At 36.5% G+C, this 14,263-nt stretch carries 16 protein-coding genes; 2 read left to right on the forward strand and 14 right to left on the reverse strand.

Annotated elements, in window-relative coordinates:
• The coding region (locus tag K0A91_RS05970) for an IS256 family transposase (RefSeq protein WP_295008970.1) at positions 1 to 988 on the reverse strand (988 nt) is incomplete at its 3' end.
• Positions 989 to 1,003: 15 nt separating this feature from the next.
• Positions 1,004 to 1,126 carry a hypothetical protein gene (locus K0A91_RS05975; protein ID WP_295008972.1) on the reverse strand — a complete coding sequence of 41 codons (123 nt, stop codon included), beginning with the start codon at positions 1,124 to 1,126 and terminating at the stop codon, positions 1,004 to 1,006.
• A gap of 80 nt (positions 1,127 to 1,206) precedes the next feature.
• Between K0A91_RS05975 and K0A91_RS05980 the strand changes: the two genes are divergently transcribed.
• Positions 1,207 to 1,872, forward strand: coding sequence for a uracil-DNA glycosylase (locus K0A91_RS05980; protein WP_295008974.1), 666 nt, complete (start codon positions 1,207 to 1,209; stop codon positions 1,870 to 1,872).
• Here the strand turns inward: K0A91_RS05980 and K0A91_RS05985 are convergent.
• The 6 genes from K0A91_RS05985 to K0A91_RS06010 all read right to left on the reverse strand — a co-directional run bounded on the left by K0A91_RS05985 (position 1,865) and on the right by K0A91_RS06010 (position 8,243).
• Positions 1,865 to 2,812, reverse strand: coding sequence for an endonuclease/exonuclease/phosphatase family protein (locus K0A91_RS05985; protein WP_295008975.1), 948 nt, complete (start codon positions 2,810 to 2,812; stop codon positions 1,865 to 1,867). The two genes, K0A91_RS05980 and K0A91_RS05985, sit on opposite strands and share 8 nt — an antisense overlap.
• 56 nt (positions 2,813 to 2,868) lie before the next feature.
• Positions 2,869 to 4,818 (reverse strand): M3 family metallopeptidase, encoded by a 1,950-nt coding sequence (locus tag K0A91_RS05990; RefSeq protein WP_295008977.1) that lies wholly within the window; start codon positions 4,816 to 4,818, stop codon positions 2,869 to 2,871.
• Between the two features lie 15 nt (positions 4,819 to 4,833).
• Positions 4,834 to 5,922 (reverse strand): trypsin-like peptidase domain-containing protein, encoded by a 1,089-nt coding sequence (locus K0A91_RS05995; RefSeq protein ID WP_295008979.1) that lies wholly within the window; start codon positions 5,920 to 5,922, stop codon positions 4,834 to 4,836.
• 2 nt (positions 5,923 to 5,924) lie between these two features.
• Positions 5,925 to 7,238 (reverse strand): hypothetical protein, encoded by a 1,314-nt coding sequence (locus K0A91_RS06000; protein WP_295008981.1) that lies wholly within the window; start codon positions 7,236 to 7,238, stop codon positions 5,925 to 5,927.
• A gap of 135 nt (positions 7,239 to 7,373) precedes the next feature.
• Positions 7,374 to 7,880 carry a hypothetical protein gene (locus K0A91_RS06005; protein WP_295008984.1) on the reverse strand — a complete coding sequence of 169 codons (507 nt, stop codon included), beginning with the start codon at positions 7,878 to 7,880 and terminating at the stop codon, positions 7,374 to 7,376.
• 183 nt (positions 7,881 to 8,063) lie between these two features.
• Positions 8,064 to 8,243, reverse strand: a complete 180-nt coding sequence (locus K0A91_RS06010) for a hypothetical protein (RefSeq protein ID WP_295008986.1) — start codon at positions 8,241 to 8,243, stop codon at positions 8,064 to 8,066.
• Positions 8,244 to 8,440: 197 nt separating this feature from the next.
• Here K0A91_RS06010 and K0A91_RS06015 point away from each other — a divergent pair, with 197 nt between their 5' ends.
• Positions 8,441 to 9,976: a GGDEF domain-containing protein gene (locus K0A91_RS06015; RefSeq protein ID WP_295008988.1), complete on the forward strand. Its 1,536-nt coding sequence runs from the start codon at positions 8,441 to 8,443 to the stop codon at positions 9,974 to 9,976.
• 13 nt (positions 9,977 to 9,989) lie between these two features.
• Here K0A91_RS06015 and modD read toward each other — a convergent pair whose 3' ends face one another.
• Genes modD through modA form a run of 6 tightly spaced genes read right to left on the reverse strand, consistent with a single transcriptional unit; the run spans position 9,990 to position 14,263 of the window.
• Positions 9,990 to 10,805 carry a ModD protein gene (modD, locus tag K0A91_RS06020; protein ID WP_295008989.1) on the reverse strand — a complete coding sequence of 272 codons (816 nt, stop codon included), beginning with the start codon at positions 10,803 to 10,805 and terminating at the stop codon, positions 9,990 to 9,992.
• A 3-nt stretch (positions 10,806 to 10,808) separates the two neighbouring features.
• Positions 10,809 to 11,582: a sulfite exporter TauE/SafE family protein gene (locus K0A91_RS06025; RefSeq protein WP_295008991.1), complete on the reverse strand. Its 774-nt coding sequence runs from the start codon at positions 11,580 to 11,582 to the stop codon at positions 10,809 to 10,811.
• The gene (locus tag K0A91_RS06030; protein ID WP_295008993.1) at positions 11,582 to 12,436 is read right to left on the reverse strand and encodes an ATP-binding cassette domain-containing protein; all 855 of its coding nucleotides are present in this window, start codon (positions 12,434 to 12,436) and stop codon (positions 11,582 to 11,584) included. The genes K0A91_RS06025 and K0A91_RS06030 overlap by 1 nt, the downstream gene beginning before the upstream one ends.
• Positions 12,437 to 13,126 carry a molybdate ABC transporter permease subunit gene (gene modB / locus K0A91_RS06035; RefSeq protein ID WP_295009055.1) on the reverse strand — a complete coding sequence of 230 codons (690 nt, stop codon included), beginning with the start codon at positions 13,124 to 13,126 and terminating at the stop codon, positions 12,437 to 12,439.
• Positions 13,119 to 13,520: a TOBE domain-containing protein gene (locus K0A91_RS06040; protein ID WP_295008995.1), complete on the reverse strand. Its 402-nt coding sequence runs from the start codon at positions 13,518 to 13,520 to the stop codon at positions 13,119 to 13,121. The genes modB and K0A91_RS06040 overlap by 8 nt, the downstream gene beginning before the upstream one ends.
• Entirely contained in the window at positions 13,517 to 14,263 is a 747-nt protein-coding gene (gene modA / locus K0A91_RS06045) for a molybdate ABC transporter substrate-binding protein (protein WP_295008997.1), read from the reverse strand. The genes K0A91_RS06040 and modA overlap by 4 nt, the downstream gene beginning before the upstream one ends.

Raw genomic sequence — 14,263 nt, forward strand, 5'->3', positions numbered from 1 at the left:
GGACTAACAGACGCAGCACGGAGCCTTGATTTGGAAAAGCACCTACGACTTTGGTTCTTCTTTTTATCTCTTTGTTGAAACGCTCTACTAGGTTTGTAGAGTGTATTTTTCTATGATGCGCTTTTGGAAATGCCAAGAATGTCATCACATTACCGATGTTGTCGCTTAGATATTTTGCCAAACGAGGAAGTTTCTCTTCGTATGTCGCTATCATGCCGTGAGCTTCATTGTGTGCTTCTTGGACATTTTTGCTTTTTAGAACATCATTTAGATATTCTAAAACTCCATTTATCTCTTTTTTCGGTACAATTTTCATCAGGTTACGCTTAAAGTGTACACTGCATAGCTGCCAGCTTGAGCCTACAAAACTATGGGCTGCAGCTTTTTTAATCCCTTTGTGACCATCACTGATAATTAAATCAACTTTTTTCAATCCTCTCTCTTTTAAAGTATCAAAGAAACCTTTATAAGTTGCAAACGATTCTTCATGCATAATATCAATATCTAAAATCTCTCTGTATCCGTCATCATTAACACCAACGGCAATCATCACGGCCATCGAAACAAACCTTGAACCATTAAACACTTTGAGATACGCTGAGTCCGTATAAAGGTATGGATAATACTCTTTAAGAGGTGAAGTGCGAAATTCTGTTATCAGTTCATCAAGCTCATGGGAGAGATTACTCACTGTTGCATGAGAGAGTTCAATCCCAAGCTCTGAGATAACCGATTCAACTTTTCTGGTTGAGACCCCTTTGAGATAGCTCTCTACAATCATCGACACCAGTGCTTTATCGATGCGTGAATAATTTTCAAAAAGCTTTGTCTCAAACTTACCGCTTCTGGCATAAGGACGAAGCAGGTTCAACTCACCAAGTGTAGTTTTTAGCTGTCTCTCTTTATGACCGTTTCGATAATCACTTCTCTCATCAGAGCGTTCATGCTTAGAAGCACCTATGAAGCTCTCAAATTCTTTCTCAAGCACTGAATTTAAAAGCTTCTATCCTATATGACGAAATGCCTCTTGCTTGTTCGTCATAAGCAACGGCATCAACTCCTCTAAATCTAACTCTAATTTTTTCCCTTTGAATTCCATCTCTATGATTCCTTTTATTTTTATCATAGCTGATTTGGAATTTACAGAAATTATTTTACACTACCAAAATTTATATATAATCACGTTATAACTTTTCTAGGATATTAATGAAACTAAGCAAAAACTGGCAAATTTTTTTAGAGGATGAGATAAAAAAAGATTATTTTATAAAACTCAGTCAATACGTTGAATCTGAGTATAAGACAAAAACAGTATTTCCAAAATATGAAAATATTTTCAGAGCTTTTAATCTGCTTACACCCCAAGATGTAAAAGTTGTGATAATAGGACAAGACCCATATCATGGGCATAATCAGGCAAACGGCTTAGCTTTTTCAGTTTGTGATGAGTGTAAAATTCCTCCCTCTTTGGTAAATATTTTTAAAGAGCTTCATGATGATGTAGATTGTGCATTTGCAAAAAACGGAAACTTAAGTAAATGGGTCGAGCAGGGTGTTTTTCTTATTAATGCTGTTTTAAGCGTTGTTGAATCAATGCCAAACTCTCATAAAAATATAGGGTGGGAGATATTTACTGATTTTGTAATTCATCAACTCTCTCTTAAGTGCGAAAATCTTGTTTTTATATTGTGGGGAGCGCCATCTCAAAAAAAAGAGTCTCTCATAGACGAAACTAAACATCTGGTCTTAAAAGCTCCTCACCCATCACCGCTATCTTCATATAGAGGATTTTTCGGCTCAAAACCATTCTCGCAAACCAACTCTTATCTTAAATCTCACAACAGAGATGAGATAGATTGGTGTATCAGTTAACTCTGAATTTTGCCACAATCGCCAGATGGTCGGAGTAGCCTTTGCCTTTGTGTTTTGGCACTTTTGCACGAGATACTTCCCATCTGTGCATCTTCTTTTTATTAAATAGATACTCTTTGTTAAAATTGGTTATACTGCCATGAACATATGCGATATCTTTCGCGTTTAAAAGAGATTGAGAGACCAAAATACTGTCAAGCGTCTCTTTTTTATCTTTATAGATGTATGTATATCTATTCTCTTCGTCTGTATCATACCAGAGGTTGTAGAAGCTGTTTTTTGCATATTTTGTATCAGCGGCTCTCTCTTTTTGATTTATTGAGCCTAAAATATGATTTATGCCTGTTATTCCGTCTGTATCATTATGTTTTCTTTTTCTTTTGAACTTTATATACTCTTCATAGTCAGAGTTAAAATCCCCAAGTAAAATTATATTTTTGTCAAACCCAATCTCCGAAACTCTTCTCATAAGCGCTTTTGCGGAAAATACTCTTCTGCTCTCAGGTCCTGATTTTGATTTCCAGTGATTTATGAAAACATATAATTCTTTGCCGTCCATTTTATATTTAGTCTCTAATATATTTCTGTATTCATGTGTCGGTGTTACGCCTATCTCCTTTGAGTATACAAAAGGGATTTTACTAAGAAGTGCTACTTTTACGGTTGTCTCTTTTTTATCTGCGATTGAGTAGTACTCATAGTAAAGACCACTCTGCTTTAGTGCAAAGCGTAAATCCAGAAGTGCCTGAAGCGACTCAACTTCTTGGAGGGCTATGATATCCGCATCTATATCTTTTATAACCCGTGCAATATTTTTTAGCTTGATTTTGTAGTTTTTTTGATTCCACTCAGAAGCGCTGTTTGGAACATACTCACTATATTCATGTCCGCTCTTTTGCAAATCAAAGAGATTTTCAACGTTGTATGTTGCTATTTTCAAAATTTTATCTCCAAAAAGGGTTGCACAAAATAGCAGTGTTATAAGCAGAAATTTCACTATAAAATGCCGTTTAATCTAAGAAGATTGTCGGGATTTGGCTCTCGCCCCATCACATCTTTAAAGAGCGTCTCCATGCTCTTTGCGCCACCGCCCTCCAAAACTACATGTAGATATTTTTTGGCTGTTTTTGAGCCGAATATTCCCTCGTCAACCACACTTAAAAATGCATCCGCACTTAGTACTTCGGCCCATTTATAGCTGAAGTATCCAGCAGCATAACCGCCTGAAAATATGTGTGAAAAGCCGTTTTGAAACTTATTGTATGAAGGCGGTTTTATAAGTGCCGTCTCTCTCCTTATAGAATCTAGCAGGCTTTGAATCTCTTCGCCTTGAAAGAGTTTTGTGTGGAGTTTAAAGTCAAAGATGGAGAACTCAAGCTGTCTTAACATTCCTAGAGCCGATAAAAAGTTTTTGCTTTGTACAAGTTTGTCTATCATCTCATCGGAGATAATCTCTTTTGTTTTATAGTGAGACGCAAAAAGTTTTAAAACGGTAGGCTCGTAGGCAAAGTTTTCCAAAAATTGCGATGGAAACTCAACCGCATCCCACTCTACGCCGTTTACTCCGCTCACCTCATTCTCATTTACGCCACTTAACATGTGGTGGATAGCATGTCCCATCTCATGAAATAGCGTTACCACGTCATCGTGTCTTAGCAGAGAGGGGCTTTTTCCTTTTGACGGCGGAAAGTTACATACAATTACCGCAGAGGAGAGTTTTTCATCTCCTTTTTCATCTTTGCAGTGCGTTTGGAAGTTGTTCATCCAAGCACCTCCCTGTTTCCCTTTTCTAGCCTCCAAATCAAGATGTAGTCTCGATTTCAGCTTGCCCTCGTAGTACAAATCGTATGAAGAGGCTTTTTTATGCCACAGCTCCTCTTCTGCCTTTTCAAAGCTTATTCCAAAGAGCTTATTGAGAAACTCAAACATGCCCTCTAAGACGCTATTTTGCTCAAAATATGGGCGGTATAACTCTTCGTCGATATCATATTTGGCTTGTTTAAGCAGTTCGCTGTAGTATGCGCTGTCAAAACTTCGCAGAGGTTTTTTTGCAATCTCTTGAAGCTCTTTAAGCTCGTTTTCTGCCTGCGCTTTAGAGTTTGTGATTAGCTTTTCTAAGAAATTTATAACGCTTTTTTCATCTTTAGCCATTTTGCTCGCAAGCGAATATGAGGCATAATTATCAAATCCAAGAAGCCTGCTCATCTCGTCTCTAAGGCCTAGAAGCTCATCAATGATAGCAGCATTTTGAGGCGCTCTTGTAACATAGGCACGGTAGAGCTCCTCTCTGATTTTTTCATTTTTTCCATAGGTCATGTAGGCTATGTATGATGGCATCTGAAGCGTAAATTTGTACTTTGTAATGCCGTCTTCTTTAAATTTTGCACTTAGGAGATCACTTGCAGGGATACCCTCTACATCTTTCTCATCTGTAATAACATATTTGTACTCATTTGTGGCATTTAAAAGATTTTGAGAGAAATTATTTGATAATTCACTCTTTATTATATTTATCTCTTGAAGTCTCTCTTTTGTTTTTTCATCCAAATGCGCGCCGCTTAGCTCGAAGTTAAGGATATTGAGCTCCAAAACCCTTTTTTGTTCCTGATTTAGACTTTTTTCTTCGCTCTTTTGTATCTCTTTGTAGGCTTTGTAAATCTCAATATTTTGAGAGAGCTTTGTTGAATACTCTGTGATAATGGGCAGAGAGTCCGCATATACTTTTTGGGTTTTAGTGCTGTTTTTTACCGAGTTTAGATGTGAGAGCTGTGTAAAAAACTGCTCCAGATGCTCATTCATCATCTCTAATGGTTTGCAAAAGTTTGCAAAAGTTTTATCTTTTATCTTTAAAAGCTTTTTGACTTTTTTGTTGTTTTTTTCAACCCTCTTATTTAGCTCTTTTATAAAGCTCTCCAATTCCACTTTAAACTTTAAAAATTTTGACATGTATAAAATCCTTTTTTAATCTTCTTCATCACGTTTTTGTTTTGTAGCATTAAACTTCTCTATTAAAATATCATCATAGTTGTCCGAGTACTTTATAAGCCTCTCAAAGGCTATTCTACCCTCTTTTAGCGTCAAAGATGAGTCCACAATAAGGTGCGAGAGATATATGAAATTCTCATTTATGGAGAAGTGCAGATATGAGAATTTTTTGTTCTCATCAAGCAGATAGTCATAAAGCTGTAATATGTTCTCCTGTGGGATGATACAGAGTTTTGAATCGCCAATGATAATGCCGTTGTCGTAGTAGTTTATCTCTATTCTTGCGGTGCCGTAATCAACCCTCCATGATGCCTGAGACCTTCTGGATAAGGTTACGTTAACATCAAGAGAGGCTAAAATCTCTTCGAGAAGTTTTGTGCTGCCTGTCGGGTTGTACCCTTTTCTCCGCAGCTTTGCAATTTCAAGTTTTATGCCGCATGATGGGCAGTAGTCATTTTTTATATTCCGCTCGTCAATAAGGTTCTTGCATGACTGACACTTGATAATATTCTCTGTTTTTAAGCTTTTGTAGCTCTTTAGAGACTCCTCTACGTAGAAGTAGGGCAGAGCAAAACCAAGATTGTTTGAGTCTTGGATGATAAAGGTGTTGACGCCTATTACCTCTCCCTGAGTGTTTAGAAGCGGTCCGCCGCTGTTTCCGGGATTTATTGCAGCATCAATCTGCACATATTCAAGCTCTCCGTAAAGTCTTGAAGCTTTTGAGACAATCCCCTCGGTTGCGCTGTAGTTAAGACCGTAAGGGTGACCGACGGCAACTACGGTATCTCCGTTTTGGATGTTTTTTGTGGAGAGCGCAAGCGGGTTTTTTGGCGTCTCAAAATCAAAACTGATAAACGCAAGGTCATAGTAGGCGTCGTCATAAACAACTTTTGCGATGCTTCTTTTTATCTTTTTTGAGCTGATTACAACCTCTTTAAGTCCTGCAACTACATGCGAGTTTGTAACAATCAAATCGCCTATTATAAAGCCCGAACCGTTTCCATACGGCGACATAATCTGAATGATATTTTCGATATAGGTTTCTAGTATTATTTGAGTGTTCATCTCTATATCTCTTCGTAATTTAGATTTTTTAGCTGCAGGTAAAAGCTGTTGCTAAACTCATTAAGCGAGGTAAAGTTGAGCTTGTCTCCAAAGGGTTTTAGCAGTTTGAAACGGTTTTGATATGGTGAGATAATGCTCTCAACTCTAGATACAATCGCTCTTTTTGCAAAAGTTTCATTTTGCGAATCGTAGAGCTGTGTGTAGCCGAGCGCTTTAAAAAAGCTAGGATTTTGTATCTCAACTAAAGTGTGCAGAAGCTGTTTTGTAACAGGATGCAGGCCGTAGTTGTAGAGCAGATAAAGCGCTACGTATTTATACATCGTCGGAATTATCTGGTTGTATCTGTTGTTTTTGTACCATCTTATTTTTGAGAGTGATTCGGTAATAAAAACATCTATCTCTTCATGCGATGCTTTCTCGGTCGGATTGAACGTATATTTTGCATCATAAAAGTTCTTTTTAAACTCCTCGTAATTCATCACTTTAAGCTCTTCTATGTATATAAGAAGCTCTTCGTTTTTTGCTTCTACCGTGAGATTTTCATCGCTGAAATACTCTTGAATCTTCTTGCTTGATTTTTGAAAAATCGAATATTTAGGAACCAACATGTAGTCTATTTTAAAGATGAGACAAAGAAGTATAAACGACTGCATACCGGCATTGTCATTTGTAGGGAGAGTAGATATTTTAGACCTTGCTTCCTCTATCCATGAGAGCATAAACTCATATTTTAAGGTAAGCTCTTCCTCATTCAGAGGTGTTGTGTGCTGGGTATCTTCTATGGCAACATCAGGAAATTCGCTTCTTGTATACTCTTTGTCAAAGTCTGTATTAAGAGCTATCTCACGAAGCGGAAAAAAGACCTTTTGCGGGCTCATGGTAATGTTGTCATGTGAGAGTTTTAGTTTTATGTACTCATCATCGCTAAAGTAGTAGCTGTATGTCAGTTGGTAGTTTCTCTCTAAGATGAGTCTTTTTAGAGCAACGTTTGCGGATGATTTTTTTGTAAGGATGGCTTCGGCATAGAGACTCTCTTTTGTTATTGTCCCTTTTATTTTGGCGCACCCCTGATACATAACAAAGGTTAGCTTCTCGCCGTCTCGCTGTGATGTTATATTTTGATTTGAGACGCCGTTTGTGAAGTTCTCAAGAGATTTAAAGAAGTACTCATAAGCGCTGAGTATATCTTTTGCTTCAAATGCCTCGTGGGATTTATTGAAGAGATCCTCTTCATCATCGGAGAGATTTGCGTTTATTCCTCTGCCGAACTGATGTTTCAATTCGGCTTTTGTATCAAAAAAATTTAGCCAGCTCATAGACCTACTTTTCATATATGATTTATGAATTCATCTCTACATGTAAAATGAAATTAATTCATATCATTATAATGAAACCACCCTTATAAAAGAGCAATAAAAGCGCCGTTATAAGTAATGCGTTATTTCTACATGTTACTTTTTTAAAGCGCTTTTTTTTGTGAAATAGATAAAGAGCCCGAGCGTAAATATTAAGATTGAGACCCCGCCGATAAGATAAAATGCGTGAAGCATCTGCGAGTAGTCGTCAATTGCGATTTTAAAGACCACCATAAGAGACTCTATAAGCAGGGCGATGATAATCGTTATAGAAAACTTTGTTAAAACCTTATACTCCGCATCGCTGTTTTTAGAGTAGCTCTTAAAGACAACCTCTTGGGCAAAAACCGTTTTAGCGAGGTCAAAAATTGCAAGCCCGAGAGTAAGGGCAATTACGGGTTTAAAAATCAGCTCTATTGAGAGATTGTCTTTTATAAGAAGCGAATTTACAAACTCAAAAATTGAGTAGCCTATGGTAAAGAGTGCTAAAAGCATCATTACGCCTGCGGTAATAAAGTAGAAGCTTTTGCTTATAAAGTTAAAACCGCTGTGTATCTCGATAAGTCCCAATCTTTGAAGCAGAGCAGAGACGTTAAAATCCAAAAAATAGACCTTGTCATTCTCTTTTTTTGCAACAGTTACGCATGTCTCGCCCGTTGCGCTGCTGATATATGTTTTAGAGATTGCTATATTTTTGGAGCCAAACTCGATTTTTTCAAGAAGATAGTTTCTATCCCTGCCAATCGGAATATCGCTTGTTTTGTTTCTGTATATGTTCTTGGAAATCTAAATCATGCTTTTTTCATCGCAGACATATGTCAGTTCTAACGATGGAAATACTTTAAAGAGTTTTGAAAAGTTGTTACTCTCGCGCTCGTGCAGGCTTCCAAGATTAAAAACCGTCTCAAGTAAAAAATTTTCTATATAGTCTATATTGTTTTTGTATGTATCCATAAACTCTTGCATATTGACTCCTTTTTCTACAATTATATCTCTGGTGCAGAGCAAATAGTGCAAAAATATGGATAAAAAATATACAATATTTTTAAAATAAAAAATAACTGTTAAAAATATAGAGTAGAGCTCGTGCGCTCTTTGTTTAAGTTTCACTAATGTAGAATATTTATAGTGTTGTTATTTTGTGTGAAAGAGAAATTGTCATAATGTATGATTTAGGCAAAAAAAACAAAAGTGTAAAATATTTTGTATTTCTAGCGATAATGCCGCTTGCTGCTATTGTTGTCATGTTCTCATATGCCTTATTTCATATTCAAAAAGATTTGGATTTTGTTCACAATGAGATAGTTGGGCTTGATGCAATAACAAAGATAACGGATATTGTATTTGACATTCAAAAGCTAAGAGGTTTGACATGTATTGCAAATCCAAACAGCGGTTCTGCGGAGGCTATTGAGTTTCTAAAAGAGAGCATAAGTAAAGATTTGGCAGTGCTAAAACAAAAACTTTTCTACATAAAGAATAGCTCTTCTCTAAGATATGAACTGCTAGACTATATAGAGTCTATAGATAAGAGTTCGCTTGAGTATGCAAATTTTGACTATCTGTCCAAGCTTATATCTGATTTTATGATGTTTTCATATCGTATTTCCTATCTGTCAAAACTTATTTTAGACCCTGAGCCTTACTCCTATATTTTAGTTATAAATGCTGTCAGTTATCTTCCTGAACTTATTGAATATAACGGTCAAATAAGAGCAATAGCCTCATCAGCAGAGGAGGAGCTTCTATCCGCAGAAAAAAAACAAAGTATCAGGGTTCAGATAAATAAAATAGAAGAGAAAGTGGAGTTTGTTAAATACAACATGGAGATGCTCAGCGACTATATGAACGATAAAAAGATAAAAATAGTTTATGAAAAAATGCTAGAGGCGCAAGAGAGGATTTTTAATCTTACAAACAATCACTTATTAAACAGTGAAAAGCTTCCGTTTATGCCCGATGAGCTTAACTCACTTGCGACAAGGAATATTGAGTTGATAATAGATCTGTATCGTGAAAATTCAAAGCTTCTAGACAACATCTTAGAAAAAAAGTATGATTATAGTAATAGACTCATGCTCCATATTGTCATCGCTGAATTTTTATCTATTTTATTTATTCTTTTTGTAAATATACTTTTTTACAATAAAAATAAAAAGTTTGTTGAAAAAATAGAAAAACTTACAATTACCGATTCTTTGACGTCTCTCTATAACAGAAGATATTTTGATCTAATATTTGACAACCTCTTAAAAACTCAAAAAAGAACCGGGCAGACGCTTGTCTTTATTATTTTGGATATAGATTTTTTCAAACAGTATAACGATACCTATGGGCATCTGGCAGGAGATGAGGCTCTGAGGAGAGTTGCGAGCTGTCTGAATGGTTCTCTAAAGAGAGACGGAGATTTGGCTTTTAGGCTTGGAGGCGAGGAGTTTGGAGTATTGTGCAGTGGGCTTGATAACTCCCAAGCATTTGATTTTGCAAACAGCATAAGGAAATGTGTCGAAGATGAGAATATTGAGCACAAAAATAGTCTGGCAAGTCAACATGTAACAATCTCAATGGGACTGGTAGTCGTAGAGCCCGAGTTCGTAAATAGCGTAAATGACATATACAGATACGCCGATGAAGCGCTATACAAAGCAAAAGATAACGGAAGAAACCAAGTCAGTGTTTACTTTTTTTGCAATAAGTAGACTCTTTTAAGATTTATAGTTTTCCCATTTCTACTTTAATATCAAGCGGTTTTGCATGGTATGGTGAAGATGTAACTATGAGATCAACTCCCGTTTTTGCAAACTCCGTAACATTTTCAAGATTTATACCGCCTGTCGCGGAGATAGTGATGTTCTTAAACTCCTCTTTTAGTTTTACACACTCTTTGAGCATCTTAAAATCCATTTTTTCACACTGAAGTATATCTACTCCCAAAGAGGCAAAATAGTGTGCATCTTGAGGGTTGTCTACCTCTGCCGTAATCTTTTTTTCTATAAATTTTCTCTTTAGGGTTTTAAAACTTCTCTCTAGTTCTTGCTTGTCGCTAAGAAATACCAAATGTTGCTCAAAGATTAAAATCGAATCATAGAGTCCAAGCCGATGAGGTGCTCCACCGCCGTCCATTACCGCTTTTAACATGAGCTCTTTTGAACCTGGGAAATTTTTTCTTGTTGTTATTATGGCAATATCCGGATTGATGGCTTTTGCAAGTTGCAGCATTTTGTCTGTATACGTGGCGATGCCACTCATATACTCAAAGATATTTTGAGATATTTTCCAAGCATGATGAAGCGATTTTGCATTTCCGCTGCACTCCAAAATAGTCTCTTTTGGAGCAGTCATATCGCCGTTTTTTTTCAAAAATCTATATTTTAAACCACACTTTTTTACAATCTTCTCTACTTCATCGCAGCCGCTGAGGATTATCTCACTCTTTGGAGCAAAACTCATAGAACCCTCTTTAACGCCGATTCCCAGCCCAAAAGTTGTCAAATCAAAATAGCCGCCGTCTTCAAATAGCAGATCCATATACTAAACCTTTTTTTTACTAAAAAGTTTATATGCGGAGATTAAAAGGATAATTCCAAGTAAAGCTTCTAAATAAAGGGCATCTACTATCCCATACGCTAAAGCTCCTATAAAAGCACCGATCATAGAACCGATTGCCATATAGATGATAATCTCTTTAAAACCAAAAACTTCTTGCAGTCTCTTTGTTTTATTGTATTTATAAATACCCACAAGTAAAGTAGGAAACGATATAAGCAGACTTAATGTTCCTGCTGTTTTTATATCTACAGAATACAAAAGTACGATAGTAGGGATAAGAAGCTCTCCGCCGGCGACTCCCAAAATAGAACTTATCATCCCTATGCCCACACCAAGAGCAAAACCTAAAATAATCCCAATCCATGAAGGAATTAAAACTTCACTTTTAAAATCAAAAAACATATGGCTAAAAAGTACAAAACTTAAAAATACAAGTAAGATAAATATATAACCGTTAAGCTTTTGTTTATCAATGCTTGAAGCTTTGTTTGCCCCGATGTAAGCACCTATAAGAGTTCCTGTTAAAAGATTGGCAACTATATAAAAATTTGAATATATACTCTCATCTATCCCTCTAAAAATCAAAGCGAAGAATACTGTTACTAACGAGATGATTATATTGAGCATTACCGCATGGAGAGTGTCTATTTTTAAAATACCAACCAAAAAAGGGAGGCGAAACTCTGCACCTCCCAAACCGATAAGCCCTCCTAGGGAGCCTATAGAAGCTCCGCCTATAAATGATTTGAGTTTCACTACAAACCTTTGATTATAGGGCTAAATGCTTTAGTGCTTAAACTTACACTTTGACCTATTTTTAAACTATTAGCTTCATTATCGCTTATTACCACTTCAACTAACTGTTGACCGACTGAAACTATGGCTATGTTTATCACATCTACTTTTACTATATCGAGTAACTCACCCTCAAAAGAGAATTTTTGACTCCCACTAGTTTTGAGTAAAATATCTTTTGGCGAGCCGTCGTTTACAATCTCTCCAAAATTTAACATAACCACTCTTTGCGCCAATCTATATATCTCACTTGGATCATGGCTTACCATAATTGTTGTAGTTTTAAACTCTTTATGGAGTGTTAATATCTCTTGCTGGAGTTTTGTTCTCATGGTAGGATCAAGTGCCGATAAAGGCTCATCCATGAGTAAAAGATTTGGTTTATTCATCATAGCACGACAAAGACTCACACGCTGTTTTTGCCCACCGCTTAAGGTGTTTGGCAGCCTTGCCTTTAGTTCAGCCATCTCCGTCATCCCCAATAGACTCTCTGCCAATCGCTTGTCATTGTTTACATAGAGCAAATTATCAAGTACACTCATGTTATTAAAGAGTGCATAATCTTGAAATACAAATCCTATTTTCCTTTTTTGTGAGGGTAAACAAAACTTCTTATCAAGCCAAACTTCATCACTCATTTGAATAGTTCCGCTAGCATCTTCAAGACCTGCCAAAATTCTTAAAAGTGTAGTTTTTCCACTTCCGCTTTGCCCTGCGAGTGCGACAAAGTCACCATCTTCAACAGTTAGGTTTACATTCAAATCCATTTGACCGTCTGCGCCATGGAGTTTTTTATTTATGTCTATTTTTATCACTTATACCCCTATTTTATTCTGGTTGCCGTTAAAAATATAAACACTAAGAAGTACCAAAAAGCTAATAACCACCATGATGGCACTGTAAATATGAGCTGAAGTATAATCCATTATTTCAACCATCTCATAAATAGCAACAGATGCCACTTTTGTCTCACCCGGAATGCTTCCCCCAACCATCAAGACAACTCCAAACTCTCCGACCGTGTGGGCAAATGTAACTATAATAGCAGTCATAAGTGCCGGTTTCATGTTTGGAAGAGCAACTTTAATTATGGTTTCAAACTTACTTTTACCGGTTAAATAGCTAGCTTCGAGCATATTTTTATTTATAGATTCAAATCCCCCCTGAAGAGGTTGCACCATAAACGGAAGAGAGTAAAAAGCACTAGCTACTACAAGCCCCGTAAAGTTAAAAACAAGTTTTACCCCAAAAACATCTTCAAAAAACGCCCCGACAGGAGAGTTTTGTGACAGTGCTACAAGGATATAAAAGCCTAAAACAGAAGGCGGCAGTACAAGAGGAAGTGCTGTTAAACTCTCCCAAAACGGCTTCATCTTTGACTTTGTTTGAGATAGATACCAAGCCAAAGGGGTACTAATAATAAAAAGTATCAAAGTTGTTAAACCGGCTAGTTTAAAAGAGATTAAAAATGGTTCAAACTCTAAGTTATGAAACAGCTCAATCATCACAAATCTCACTTATTGAAACTTCACTTGCTTTTATAAGAGCCGTGACCCTATCTCCTGCTTTTAAATTCATTCGCTTAGATGAATCTACGGTAATAATTGACTCCAAATCAGTGTCAAAAAACTTAAGTTTTATATTGGATAAAAGTTGCCCGTTTTCACAAGATACAATGGTTGTTTCTAATTTATTTGAGTAACTAACCTCACCGCTAAAATCTTTGGCAATTGCTACATGAGACGGTTTAACGGCAAGCTTCACTTTTGTTCCGACTTGGATGGCATCATTTAAGTCCAAACTCATCATAGATAAAGTTTGACCGTTGCAGTCAAACTTTACTATATGCAAACTATCACAAGCTTCTATTTGTGTTACAGTTGCAATCAAACTGCTCATGGAACTAAATATCCAAAATCAATTAATATTTTTTTCGCTTGAGCACCTAACATAAAATCATAAAATGCTTTCGCATCACTGTTGTCTTTAGCATTTTTAATGATTACAATCCCTTGATTAATTGGGGTGTAAAGCTTAGAATCCACATCTACCCAATGCACACCCTCTTTGTACTGAGTCATTTTAGGGCTATAGAGTGAAGATTTTGCAATGAAGCCTATATCCGCAGCTGTTACAGCATAAGAAACTGTTTGGGAGATAGATTCTGCATATACAAATTTACTCTCTACATCAGCTAATACTCCGGCATTTTTTATAGCTTCAAGAGCTGCTTTGCCGTACGGGGCAGTTTTTGGATTTGCTATTGCTATTTTCTGGATACTTTGATCTTTAAGAAGATTTATTGATTTTGAAAAATCTTTTTGACTATTGCTCAGCATCGCTAAACTTCCTTGTGCATACACAACCGGTACCGTAATCGCAATACCTTCTTCATATAAGCTTTGCGGAAACATCATATTTGCCGCCATAAAAAGTTGGTATGGCGCTCCATTTTTAATTTGAGCAGTGAGTTTTCCACTACTCCCTAAAGTTACCTTTACTTGTGTGTCGGGATTTGTTTTATGAAACTCCTCTAAAAGTTTATCCATAGCATAACTCACATTTGCAGCAACTGCTACATTGATAGTTCCTGCAAACAGACTCATACTTAAAACCATTAAACCTAGTACTATTTTTTTCAT

The organism is Sulfurimonas sp., assembly GCF_019429335.1.
Classification (GTDB): domain Bacteria; phylum Campylobacterota; class Campylobacteria; order Campylobacterales; family Sulfurimonadaceae; genus Sulfurimonas.

Coding starts and splice junctions, on each gene's coding strand:
- K0A91_RS05975 (WP_295008972.1), bottom strand. CDS start 1,126: ATGATAAAAATAAAAGGAATCATAGAGATGGAATTCAAAGGGAAAAAA.
- K0A91_RS05980 (WP_295008974.1), top strand. CDS start 1,207: ATGAAACTAAGCAAAAACTGGCAAATTTTTTTAGAGGATGAGATAAAA.
- K0A91_RS05990 (WP_295008977.1), bottom strand. CDS start 4,818: ATGTCAAAATTTTTAAAGTTTAAAGTGGAATTGGAGAGCTTTATAAAA.
- K0A91_RS05995 (WP_295008979.1), bottom strand. CDS start 5,922: ATGAACACTCAAATAATACTAGAAACCTATATCGAAAATATCATTCAG.
- K0A91_RS06000 (WP_295008981.1), bottom strand. CDS start 7,238: ATGAGCTGGCTAAATTTTTTTGATACAAAAGCCGAATTGAAACATCAG.
- K0A91_RS06010 (WP_295008986.1), bottom strand. CDS start 8,243: ATGCAAGAGTTTATGGATACATACAAAAACAATATAGACTATATAGAA.
- K0A91_RS06015 (WP_295008988.1), top strand. CDS start 8,441: ATGTATGATTTAGGCAAAAAAAACAAAAGTGTAAAATATTTTGTATTT.
- modD (WP_295008989.1), bottom strand. CDS start 10,805: ATGGATCTGCTATTTGAAGACGGCGGCTATTTTGATTTGACAACTTTT.
- modB (WP_295009055.1), bottom strand. CDS start 13,126: ATGATTGAGCTGTTTCATAACTTAGAGTTTGAACCATTTTTAATCTCT.
- K0A91_RS06040 (WP_295008995.1), bottom strand. CDS start 13,520: ATGAGCAGTTTGATTGCAACTGTAACACAAATAGAAGCTTGTGATAGT.
- modA (WP_295008997.1), bottom strand. CDS start 14,263: ATGAAAAAAATAGTACTAGGTTTAATGGTTTTAAGTATGAGTCTGTTT.